The sequence below is a fragment of the Nostoc sp. JL23 genome (assembly GCF_017115065.1).
Taxonomy (GTDB): domain Bacteria; phylum Cyanobacteriota; class Cyanobacteriia; order Cyanobacteriales; family Nostocaceae; genus Nostoc; species Nostoc punctiforme_A.
Window position 1 is genome coordinate 1 of record NZ_JABXKN010000103.1, and the last position, 11,931, is coordinate 11,931.

At 43.5% G+C, this 11,931-nt stretch carries 10 protein-coding genes and 2 pseudogenes; 5 read left to right on the forward strand and 7 right to left on the reverse strand.

The features are described 5' to 3' along the window. Positions 1-154 precede the first annotated feature (154 nt). The 4 genes from HWQ42_RS20890 to HWQ42_RS20905 all read right to left on the reverse strand — a co-directional run bounded on the left by HWQ42_RS20890 (position 155) and on the right by HWQ42_RS20905 (position 1,859). On the reverse strand, positions 155-502 hold the full coding sequence (locus tag HWQ42_RS20890) for a hypothetical protein (protein ID WP_292815726.1): 348 nt from the start codon (positions 500-502) through the stop codon (positions 155-157). Then, a complete protein-coding gene (locus HWQ42_RS20895) occupies positions 502-714 on the reverse strand; it encodes a hypothetical protein (RefSeq protein ID WP_292815728.1) in 213 nt (70 codons plus the stop codon). Before HWQ42_RS20895 ends, HWQ42_RS20890 begins: the two co-directional genes overlap by 1 nt. A gap of 67 nt (positions 715-781) precedes the next feature. Continuing rightward, positions 782-1,213: a hypothetical protein gene (locus tag HWQ42_RS20900; RefSeq protein WP_292815731.1), complete on the reverse strand. Its 432-nt coding sequence runs from the start codon at positions 1,211-1,213 to the stop codon at positions 782-784. An 88-nt stretch (positions 1,214-1,301) separates the two neighbouring features. Then, positions 1,302-1,859, reverse strand: coding sequence for a hypothetical protein (locus HWQ42_RS20905; RefSeq protein ID WP_292815734.1), 558 nt, complete (start codon positions 1,857-1,859; stop codon positions 1,302-1,304). A gap of 514 nt (positions 1,860-2,373) precedes the next feature. On the opposite strand from HWQ42_RS20905, the gene HWQ42_RS20910 reads away from it, so the two are divergent. From HWQ42_RS20910 to HWQ42_RS20925, 4 genes and pseudogenes are all read left to right on the forward strand, one after another. Then, the gene (locus HWQ42_RS20910) at positions 2,374-2,700 is read left to right on the forward strand and encodes a helix-turn-helix transcriptional regulator (protein WP_292815737.1); all 327 of its coding nucleotides are present in this window, start codon (positions 2,374-2,376) and stop codon (positions 2,698-2,700) included. A 184-nt stretch (positions 2,701-2,884) separates the two neighbouring features. Further along, positions 2,885-3,776, forward strand: a pseudogene (locus tag HWQ42_RS20915) (hypothetical protein). Positions 3,777-3,881: 105 nt separating this feature from the next. Then, entirely contained in the window at positions 3,882-5,090 is a 1,209-nt protein-coding gene (locus HWQ42_RS20920; RefSeq protein ID WP_292815740.1) for a hypothetical protein, read from the forward strand. 371 nt (positions 5,091-5,461) lie between these two features. After that, entirely contained in the window at positions 5,462-5,833 is a 372-nt protein-coding gene (locus HWQ42_RS20925) for a DUF6717 family protein (protein WP_292815743.1), read from the forward strand. A 299-nt stretch (positions 5,834-6,132) separates the two neighbouring features. Here HWQ42_RS20925 and HWQ42_RS20930 read toward each other — a convergent pair whose 3' ends face one another. From HWQ42_RS20930 to HWQ42_RS20940, 3 genes and pseudogenes are all read right to left on the reverse strand, one after another. Further along, complete coding sequence (locus HWQ42_RS20930; protein WP_292815746.1) at positions 6,133-6,354, reverse strand: hypothetical protein; 222 nt, start codon at positions 6,352-6,354, stop codon at positions 6,133-6,135. Continuing rightward, positions 6,348-8,903, reverse strand: a complete 2,556-nt coding sequence (locus tag HWQ42_RS20935; protein WP_292815749.1) for an RHS repeat-associated core domain-containing protein — start codon at positions 8,901-8,903, stop codon at positions 6,348-6,350. The genes HWQ42_RS20930 and HWQ42_RS20935 overlap by 7 nt, the downstream gene beginning before the upstream one ends. Continuing rightward, positions 8,904-9,212: pseudogene (locus HWQ42_RS20940) on the reverse strand (hypothetical protein); the annotation flags it as partial. 440 nt (positions 9,213-9,652) lie between these two features. Here HWQ42_RS20940 and HWQ42_RS20945 point away from each other — a divergent pair. After that, positions 9,653-11,931 (forward strand): calcium-binding protein (locus HWQ42_RS20945; protein ID WP_292815752.1); only part of this gene is annotated, 2,279 nt, incomplete at its 3' end.

The window sequence follows — 11,931 nt, forward strand, 5'->3', positions numbered from 1 at the left end:
GGATTTTTAGTAATAAATATTCTGCACGTCCCAATTCTCGCTTGAGGTTTGTTTCGTAGAATTCTGGTAATATTATCATTAAATAGAGCTTGTTGCGAATGAATGCTCTTTTTCTTTTACCACAAATTGCTACACTCTTTGTAATATAAGCATTTTAGACCATTTTTTCCCCCCGCAAGCTATTTATGACAGTGCCAGGAATTGCTTTTAACTCGTATTTCAACACTTCGATTTGATATAGTCGCTTTTTAATCTCTGCTTCTAGAAGTGTTTTCAATTCCTGCGGTTTGAGCAATTTAATCTCGTTCTCTAAGTGATTCCCTTCTTCAATGGAATTCATGTCAGGCATGACTAGATAACGCCAGCCTTCATCGTATTCATAAGCTAAAAGACTATCGCTTAGGTAATACTTCATGCCGATGATAATTCCCTGTTCTGCACGTTGTCCTAAAGTGAAGCAGGGGTATTTCCAACCGTGTGGAATTGATATTGTTAGTTGCATTATTCTGTCTCCTGATTGAACTTGATCTCGACAATTTCTTCAACACAACCCATCGCTTGATCCAAATAGTGCAGAACATCACCCAAGTGTGTTGCTGCTTCTGGATCAATCTTTTTATCAGCAATCAACAAGAGCCAGTTTTCGTTTTGGGCGATTGCCTGAATCTTCAGGTAGCATGAGTTGAATTGCTTCAGTATTTCTATCGGTTCCATTGCTATATTTGTAAAGTAAGTAAAACAGTCTTATTGAGGAAGTGGGCAGCAACGCCCACCTCGTTTCTTACGCTGCAACCAAATGTTTCGCTTGTGGAACGTACTTCCTTAGCCGCTCCCACTCGTCACTCGTCAGCGAATCGAATTCCTTATCTAGCAACTCTTCTTCCGTGAGTGATTGTTCTGTAGCCGTTGCTGATATCCTTGCCACCTTCATAAATTGGTCTAGTCCAACTGCTGCATCAACCGGCTCGGCGTATCGAATCTTATCTACAGCATTCGGCCAGTGCGTAATATGCTGAAATATCACTCCCAGCATTGAATCATCTGTGTAGACTCGATAAGTTCTGGGGCAAGCTCCATTGACGTACACGAGTTTGTAGGGAGAAATTTCTTGTACCTCTGCATTGGGGTCGGTTGGAGGCAGGAGAATTTTTTCTGTTGGCTCATCCAACTGGGCTTCTTGAAGAGAAAGTGTGGTAATCATATTCTGTGCCATGATGATTTGGATTGTCTAAATTTCGTTTGAGTGGCGATTGCAGGTGTTTGGTATGCAATCGCTTTTCTCACTTGCAGCAACTAAGCTGCTACTGCTGCTCGGACTCCCAAGACGCAATCACTTGTTCAGCACTAGCAGCCACGCGATTGACTCCGTACTGTCTTGGTCTTGCGTACCAACCTCGTTGATTGCACCCGACGAAGCCAACAAAATGCCCGTCTTGGTAGAGTTTGGTGCTGAATAATAGCCAGTCAATTTCGCCGTGATATAGACCAAAAACAGCGCAAGCTTTTTCTAGTTCATCGCTCAGGCGTTCGTTCCGTTCCCGTGGTGTTTCGGGTAGAGTCGCTTTGACTTCTGCAACTCTTTTTGCGAACCAGTCCCTATCAAAGGGTAGCCGTCCGCCACCGATTAACTGCACCCATACAGTGATTCCGCCTTCAATCCAGATAGTACGAACGGATTCGGGTTGGACTTCGATAATCTCGCCAATAATGCGGCGGTCACGAGCAGTCAGGGGGTCTTGGGTTGGGGCTACAGCTTCGGCTTGGGATTCGAGGTGGCTGTCGAGTTCTGCTTGGGCTAGGGCTTGCTCGTCACGAGAAGAAGTAGGAATTGCTTGCTGTGTATGTGTTATGTAGGTCATAATGGAAATCTCCGTAATTGGGGAAAAGGCGATCGCAAACTTTGGACGGTGGGTGGTCGCCTTTGTTTTCTGACAGAGTGCTGTGTTAGCTAATGAATTCAGCTTTGCTGCAAATAAGATTTCTAGACAGGCTGATTAGCAAATAACCAGTTTTTTAAGACTTGGTAGGTCATCGAGATCATCTTCGCTGGCTTGAGCATTACAAGTTTGGCTTCCGGCTGCTATTCCCGGTGGCACTTGGTTTTGTAGTTATTTGAATGAGTGAATGTTTGGTAATTTGGCTTGTAAACCCTTAATTGCGTTTGGGTGTAAACGGTTTGTTTTTTCTTACCCTCATGTACATAATATTAGTACACCTATTGGTAGTAGTCAATGGGGTAGTAGTTACTTTTAGATAGAGATTTGTAATACTACTATTGGTTGCACATAAGCAACTATAATACCAATAGATGTAAGCCCTATATGTTTACATCCAATAGTAGTACCACTATAATAGGAGTATTATTTGGAGAGGATGATTGTGTTTATCGCATTAAAAAAATTGAGAGAGGCTGCGGGTCTTTCTCAGAATGACCTAGCTAGAAAGACTGGTTATAGTCCTCAGTTCATCCAAAAAATTGAACAAAATAAGGTTAAATCACTCACATTAGATGCAGCAGCAAGATTTTGTGAAGCCCTTAATTGTAAGCCTGGAGACTTGCTTGAGGAAGGTGAGCCACCCAAAAGATTAACGATAGAAAAAAGTGTCACTCTCAATTCTCAAGCAGAAACAGAGACTTTAGCAAATAGAAGGAAAATTCTGGGCGAAAGTGCAGAAGTTGATCTATTAAAAGCAGCGTAAAAGCTAAAAGCGACCGCCCGCCGACCAAAGCAATGCGATCGCCTGCTCAATCCGTTAACGACAAAGTGAGCTAACTATAATGCTGACACATTTTTGGAAAAATCCCCCAAATCAGTTGCAAGGTTCACTTTGGTTAAGCTGCAACACCTCAATTTTTAAGCATTTACCATAGTGGGCAAGAGATATGCTGACACTAGACAGAGAACAAACAACAGCGCTTGATTACAGTGTTGTCAACACCAGCATCCAGGAAACCTTCACCGCCATCGATAGGTTCGAGTGGCAAGCATCCGATGAACTTCGACTGATGCGAGATAAAGGCTATTACGAAGATGGTGGACACAAGAGCTTTGAAGCTTACTGCGAAAGTGAGTTGACCAAACACGGAGGATATCGCCGGGTCAGAGATTTGCTGTCTGCGAAGAAAGTAGTTGATACTCTACCAGAGGAACTTCGGGAAAAAATTACTAAACCTTCTCAAACCCGTTCCTTACTTCGGTTGGTCAAAACTCCTGACAAGTTACACGAAGCTGTTGCGATCGCTAGCTCAGGAACCCCCAAAAGAAAATGCCCAAGAATGTCTGCGGCTGATGGGCATGGCGTTGAAGAACTTAGCCAACGCTATGAACAACACCCAAGCCCTGGAAGCTGCGGCGATAATTTTGGGGACTGAGCCGACACCAACTGCGATCGCATATCGAGCCGAACAATTGGAAATGCTACCTCAAGCGGTTAGCGACATTAGGGCAGTACTTTCAAAACCTGGATGTACTTGGCAGGAGTTTTGGGCAATGGCGCAAGAGTACGAGGTAATCAAACAAGACTATTGGGTGGAATTGACCAGTGAGGAAATAGAACTAATCAAATCTCTTGAAATTGCTTCTCATCCTCCAATTATCGGAAAGGGTTCTATTGTTGCTCACGCCGACCCCTACCGCACTTTGTATGTAGAGAGGGGTGAAGTTGTAGAGGATTTGGGCGAGGAACTGGTGGTTGCCTGGGATTGCTGGAAGGAGCAATCAAAAAAAACTGATAGGTATTTCCGAGATGAGTTGCGATTCTGGCAACCTCAATAAGCTTCCAGTGTGTTGGTAACTTTTTAGACAACCAAATACAAGTACCAAGCCCCGTCACCGCAATGGGGGAAATTTTCGTGCGTCAATATAACAGGAGATTGAAATATGACTGCAACCATTACCCGTCCCAAGTCCAAAAAGGCTACTGCTACTAAAGCACAGTCGCCATATAAAAGGCTTCATGTGATTATTCCCATCGAAGATATGTTGTGGGCATCGCAGCAAAAGCCCTCAGTTACGCAACTATGGCAAGAGTGCTGGACAGCTGACCCTTATGGTTCCCGGTGGATGCCTTTGACCTCTGGTTTGGGGTACAGTACTTTTATCTGTGCAAAGAAAATTCTCTCCGACAGTGGATTATTCATCTTCAAACCTGACAAGTCGATTCAAGACGGCCGAGAAACGGCTAGCTGGATGGTGAAAAATTTACATGGCAGTCGGATGAAGGAGTTTTGGGAGAAAGCCAATTCTGAAAATCAGCAACCAGATGCTAAAGAACGAGAACCAAATGCTGAAAAACGAGAATCAAATGCTGGGGATTCAGAGATAGATGCTGCCCCTCAAGAAATACGTGCTTTGTATAAAGCATCTATTTTAGGTCAAAGTCAGTCAGAACAGGGGTTTCAGAAACCCTCACGAACTGTTCAGGAACACCTAACGAACTCATCATTTGAGTTCGTTAGGTGTGTCTCTGACACGCTTACAGGAAATTCGCGTGAAGAGGAGACGGCTCATGCGCCCTTGGGGGGCGCGTCGCCTCAATTTGTTCAAAGCGTGTCAGAGAACGAGGAAGACTTGCCTGTGGCAATGGACTGCACGACGCTAACGCTTGTGGATGCTGCACCAAGTCAATCTGCTCCGTTGTTAGCTGAAAAGCAGGACTGTGGTGTTGAGGCGATATTCCCTCATGAAGGTACTTGTTCTGCCGCGCCCATCGCCCAAAATGAAAAACCTTCAACTTCAGTGATCGCTAATCAAACTCAGGGGCAAGTACAACAGGGTTATTCTGCAACGTTTACGGCTGAAAACTCGGTTTCGGGTGAAGAAATGAAAGCGGATCATGAGGGCGAAAGTTCCGTGCCGCCCGTGTCACAAACTGAAAAGTGGTCGAGTGAGGCGATAGTTGCGAGGCCAAATGTACGACCGGGGCGTATGCAGAAACTCAAGGTTACAGCGAATTCGGGGCAGAATCCGGGGTTTGAATTCTTGCAAGAGTGTTGGGATGATCCGGCTTTGAAGATCGTGATCAAGAAACTGCTGGCGAAGTTTCCGCAGTGGGGGGTTGCTTGCATGGATGGTATGCTGGTTGAGTGAGATAAGTAGTAGAGTTAATGTTGCAAAACACTACATTGCACTACAAAAATAAATGTTTTGACACTATTATTGATTACTGTGAATAGTAATACCAAGATTTGATAGCCAATAACCTCTAGAAAAGCTCACGCCCTTGATCTTAAGTTTATTTGATCTCAAACCTCTGTTAAATAAACCTTTAAAATATATTTATTGAGAGACTAATATTGAGCTAACTTGTCCTGTTAGCTTGATCCACAAAGTAACTTCTTAGTCTATTAGCAGGTTAGGTTGTGCTAGTTATAGTTACATCTCAGTAACCTTTGCAGATGATATTTTACTGATTATAGGTTATTGTCGTAACAGCATTACAATCTTGATAAATCACACTTGTGTCAAACTCTTTGATGATAATTTTTCCGTACCAATATGAAGATAACTGGGTATTTGATGATGAAGCTGTTGGGCTGAAGAATGAACCGTTTGTGTGTGGTGTTCCTGGTATGATCGATATCCTTGTCAAGGATATTCCTGATGCTAAGAAAAAATTCAAGCTCATATTTTCAAAGAATCCATTTCCAAAATATCAGGTGAAGTTAATTTGGATACGAGAAGAGTATGGTGGAAACTGGTATTACTGGGAAGAAAAAGATATGAATGGATGGCTATGTCCTGCTTTATTTAGGTATTTTGATGCAGTACCACTAGAAATTTATTGTAAAGCTGAGGAACTTAATAAGATATCAAATGTAGAACCCATTTGACATCTTTACGGGACTAAATTAAGGTACATGCAACCCTTTAATCCAGCCACCATAACGTATCCAGCAGCCTCACTGATAGATTAACCTCTACTTTGTTAAGCTAATGCTTAAGCTGCTTGCAGCCACTTCCTGATATCTCAAATGGGTTCTATAACGAGCCTAAATTAGTTGTGGAAATCTCTCTATTTTCTTCCTCCGTGTATTCTGCGCCTCTGCGGTTCGTTTACTCAAGATTTATTTTCGCAAATCAGATAGGACTGCTATATGTAATGTAAATACTCTTCATTAAGTTTTTATTATTATAAATCGTCTCTCATCAAAATTTCATAAAATTGTCTGTTAAGTTCTTCATCATACTCATAAGTATCTTGCCATGTTTGACTGAGGTGAACTAATCTTTGTGCTTCATCTAAAGGTATATTCTGAAGTTTTTTTAGGATGACGATTGATTGAGACTTGGAGCATCCATTTTCTCTTATAAAAGCAAGAATACTCTCAATATCTTTTCCTTTAATTAACATTTGACTTCATAAGTATCTCTTCGTGTGAACCTACCCGAATTAGTGTCGTAATATCGTTGTCTTAAGTAGTAATCACCAAGGTTTTGGTCATACTGCTCACCAGCAAATAGATACTTATTCTCTACTCCACCAGTAGAGCTAATTAATTCTCCGTAAGCTTCATAATTATAGCTACTAACAACAGTACCAGTTGCATCAGTCAGTATTCGTGTACTACCCAATCCATCAACGTGGTAGAAAGTGCGATCGCTACCCTTCTCCTGAGCAATTAAATCATTACCGTAAACATACTCCACCTGCACAGCACCATTGGGAGAATATTCTTCCAAAACCTGTGCATACGGCTGCATTTCATCAATTAAGTACCGCGTCTCAACTCCATCAATCGTTGCTGCAACTCGAATACCATTATCGTTATACCTATACTGCATCGCTTGTTGGATTGCACCGTTAGTATCCTTCACTATTGCCGCAATCAACCGATTCTCATAATTCCAGGTATACTCGGTTATTATGCTATTTTCGGTCTTCGTTAAGGTGTTGCCATTGTTATCGTAAGTATAATTAGTAACTGCTTGCTGATTAACAGTCTCATTTAACAGACGGTCATTGGCATCATAGGCATAATCTGTAACCGTTGTAGCACCGTTGACAGTTTCACTCTTAGTCTTGCGATTCCCTACCTTATCGTAGGTATAGCTGTAAACTCGATTTCCATTAATCGCATCAGTAATTTTTTCTTGGGTCAACCGATACAAGTCATCGTAAGTATAATCAACGCTACGACCATTGTGTTCAACAACTTTGGTGCGGTTGCCTACTTTGTCCAGAGTATAAGTGTAGCTGGAGAGGATGGTGTCACCCTTATGATTTTCCAAATACTTCAATCGATTGAGGTCATCATAAGAGCGAATTTCCTGCGTACCATTAGCTAAAGTAGTACGCACCAAATTACTTACAGCGTCGTAGTCATAATCTGCCGTAACAATCCCACCCTCAATTACTTGGTCAAGGCGGTTACGAACATCAAAGGTGTAGTTGACTGTGCCAGATGCGGTAGTAACAGAAGTGCGATTACTTGCAGCATAGTAAGTATAGCTAATACTGCGCCCATCTGGGTCAGTACGTTTGACTAAGCGATCGCGTTCGTCATAGTCATAATCGTCAGTTGCAGTAGTTACACCATTTGCGTCAACAAATGTAATAACATCTTGCAAACCTATGGGTGTGTAAGTATACCTTACCTTAGACTCATCCTGGAACTGTTTAGAAATCATCCAGTTCAGGGGATCGTACTGATAAGTAATGGTATTGCGGTTAAAGTCAGTGTAAGTTTGTACATTGCCCACAGCATCGTAGGTCATGTCAGCAGGTTGACTCATTGGTAAGATAGTAGCCGTGCGTCTTCCCACGCCGTCGTATTCAAAACTGGTTGTATGCTGGTTAGCATCTGTTTGTAAAATCAGGTTGCCAACTTCGTTGTAGCCGTATTCTGTCCAATCTTGAAGTGCATTCTTCACCCCAGTCAAGCGACCTAAATCGTCATAGCTATACTCAGTCCGCTTGCCATTTTGGTCGGTCATTGCAATTCGCCGACTCAGGTTATCGTATTCACTAATGGTGAAAGTTTTGTCGTTCAACTCAGTCTTACTCAACCTTCCCAGGTCGTCATACTTGTAGCTAGTGATGTGGTTGAGCGCATCAGTTTCAGCAATACGCTGCCCTACTTTGTCATAAGTGTAAGTAGTTTTCGGGTTATCTGTTAAAGTTGCAGGTGTATCATCTGCGTAAATTACCTGATTTTGCCGACCTACCGCATCGTAGCGAAACTCTGTGCGATTATCACGCTCATCAATTTGGGCTTTTACTAGACCATCGCTGTAATATTCGGTACGAGTTTTAGTATTGTCATCCCAATTATTTGGTGTTGAATCTGGATTGAGAGTTTCAATTAGCCTACCGACATCATCATAAACAAAGCGCGTTTCGCGTCCAGCTTTATCAACGGAGGTAATTATACGCCCAGCAGCATCGTAGCGGGTAGTTTCGCGCAGGTTATCATCTGGGTTGTCAGGTGTATTATCTGCGTAAATCGTTGCAACCAACTGACCTTTATCATCGTATTTATACTCAGTTTTGTGCTGAAGTGCATCAATAACCGCAGTTTGATGACCTAATTTATCATATTCATAAGTCGTGGTATGATTTTCGGCATCGGTCATCGTTTTCATTTGACCGTTTTCATCATACGTCCACGTTGTCAACAATTCTCGTACCTGACCATTGGCGACGGTCATTTGACGAGTTTCGGTCAGTTTGTCCCCGTTGGTGTTATAAGTATAAGTCGTAACATTGCCCAAGGCATCTGTAACACTGGTGACATTGCCATTGTCATCATAATCGAATCCTGTGACTTTACCGTTAGCATCTTTGACAGACCGGAGTTGGCCTCTGAGGTCGTAGTCATAACTAGTGGTGTGACCAAGAGCATCAGTAGTTGAACGGAGATTACCACTTCTACTGTAGACATTAGTTATCGTGCGACCCAAGGCATCAGTCTCAGTCAGTAGGCGGCTCTTATCGCCACAAGTGTAGCGTGTGACGTTACCTAATGCATCTTCTTGAGTTAGCTGATTGCCAAGGCTATCGTAGGTGTACTTAGTGGTAAAACCATTCGGCCCAGAACGGTCTGAAATTACTGTTTCTTCCAGAACATAGTTGTTATCATCATACTTACGCTTGATAATTTGCCCTTCTGCGTCAATCTCAGTCAGAATGTTGCCACGAGCATCATATTCATAGGTAGTAGCCCCTAGCTGTCTAATTGGTATGTAAAGCAGGTAAGCTAAAAAAGGAATCTACCAATGGCGATCGCCGCATAACATAGTCCCTGAGGTAGACGAGGTCAATAGGAGTAGCTAAATCTTGGTTTTGACTGATGTTCAGGTATTACTGAAGCCGCTCAGAATAAACATCCTCTAAGACTTACTTAAGTTAAGAATTACGTATATTTACAGTTTACAATACCTTCGTAAATTTACGAGGGTGAGTTAATGACGCTTTCACTATTAACTCGCTGTTCTCTGAGGTTTGACAAAAACAATAAGTTCTTTAAGGTTTCCCATAAGGTTCCCCACAAGGTTTTTTTAACGTATTGATCGCAGTATAAAGGTTTGAGATGACAAACTACCTTTTAAGCGAAACGCTTATTTATGAGTAATTTTGGCAAAACTGGCCAAATTTTTCTAGGCTCTTATTTTGGCAAAGGTATTGACATTACTGAATTGGAGAAATAACTATGACTACTTACACTTTAACTACCAGCAACGATACAATTGGTGGCACCACAGACAATGACACATTTAATGGGACTTATGATGGTGCGGGAACGGATACTTTTAATTCTGGCGATTCCCTCAATGGTGGATTAGGTATAGATACGCTGTATATTGAACATCTTCAGGCCGGTGTGATAGCACCGCCTGATGCTCTCTGGACTAATCTAAGCAATATCGAGAATATTGTAATCAATACGACAGGTGATGGTGCACAAACCATTACTACAGGTACTAATTTTAACACGGCATTTATAGCAGGCGTAAACCTAACAACAGAAACATCTGGGGCCGGTGTGATTAACATCGCCATGACCACATTCACCGGGATGGCAACCCTCGAAACAATATCCATAGCGGGTGCACAGAACATTGTAACGGGTTCAGGTGCTACCACGGTGACAGCAACCTCTGGCGCCGGGGCACTGAATATAACAGGTGTAGGTCTTAAATCAGTTTTTGCAACTACCACCGGAGCGGGGGCGCAGACGATTGGTGACGGTATTGGTAATGGTGTAAATCTTGTCGAAGTGAAGGCCACATCTGCTGAAGGCGCACAAACCATAACCAGTACCAGCACAAATGCAGTTGTAGTGAACGCAACCTCTACTACGGGCCAGCAAATTATTACAACTGGTTCTGGTGCAGATATCGTCAGGGCATCTACAACCAGCGCCATTAACACCATTAATACAGGGAATGGCAACGATAGGGTTACCATTTTAGCTACGGCTTCGGGTAACTACACTATCAATGGCGGTGACGGGGATGACACCCTAACTGGTGGAGCAGGAAATGACAATCTGATTGGTGGTTTAGGTGATGATAGTTTGGATGGGGGTGCCGGTAATGATAATTTGGACGGGGGTGATGGCTCCGACGTTTATTATGTGGACAGCGCTACAGATGTAGTAACTGAAACTAATGCTTCTGTTGCAGGTGGCATTGATACAGTCATTAGCTCTCTTGCAGATTATACATTAGGTGCGAACTTAGAAAACCTCACCTTAACAGGTACAGGTAATAGTAACGGTGCAGGTAATAGCTTAGATAACCGCATCATAGGAAGCAGTGGCGATAATATCCTGAATGGTGGTGATGGAGCCGATACCCTAGTTGGGGTGGCTGGTAACAGTCTTATTGGAGAGATCGACACGCTAATCGGAGGTACCAACTCAGATATCTACATTCTGGCCAGCAATACCAGTATTTACTATGACGATGGCATCAGCACCACTCCTGGAGATGACGACTACGCCCTGATTGTCGGGTTCGATGTCAATGAAGATAAAGTTCAACTTCTCGGCCCGTCTACCCAGTACTTTTTAGAGATCGATGATGGCAACATAAACCTCAGGATTGACAAACCCGATACCGAACCCGATGAACTCATTGCGAGCTTTGTAAATAGCATTGGGTTAAGCGTTAACTCTCTTAACTCTAATGCCTTTGTGTACCTCAATAACGCCCCAGTCATCACCGCCACCAACACCGCCCTCACCTACACCGAAAACGCCGCCGCCACAGCCATCGACCCTGGCATCACCGTCACCGATGCCGACTCCACCAACCTCAGCAGCGCCACAGTTAGCATTAGCGGCAGTTTCACAGAAGACACCCTCGCTTTCGCCACCCAAAACGGCATTACTGGCAATTATACCAACGGTGTTTTAACCTTAACTGGCAGTGCCACCGTCGCCCAATATCAAACTGCACTGCGTTCTGTTACCTATCAAAACAGCAGCGACAACCCCAACACCACCACCCGCACCATCAGCTTTGTCGTCAAAGATGGCAGCTTATTAGATAGCAACCCTGTTACCCGCAACATTAATCTGACTGCGGTTAATGATGCCCCAGTCATCACCGCCACCAACACCGCCCTCACCTACACCGAAAACGCCGCCGCCACAGCCATCGACCCTGGCATCACCGTCACCGATGCCGACTCCACCAACCTCAGCAGCGCCACAGTTAGCATTAGCGGCAGTTTCACAGAAGACACCCTCGCTTTCGCCACCCAAAACGGCATTACTGGCAATTATACCAACGGTGTTTTAACCTTAACTGGCAGTGCCACCGTCGCCCAATATCAAACTGCACTGCGTTCTGTTACCTATCAAAACAGCAGCGACAACCCCAACACCACCACCCGCACCATCAGCTTTGTCGTCAAAGATGGCAGCTTATTAGATAGCAACCCTGTTACCCGCAACATTAATCTGACTGCGGTTAATGATGC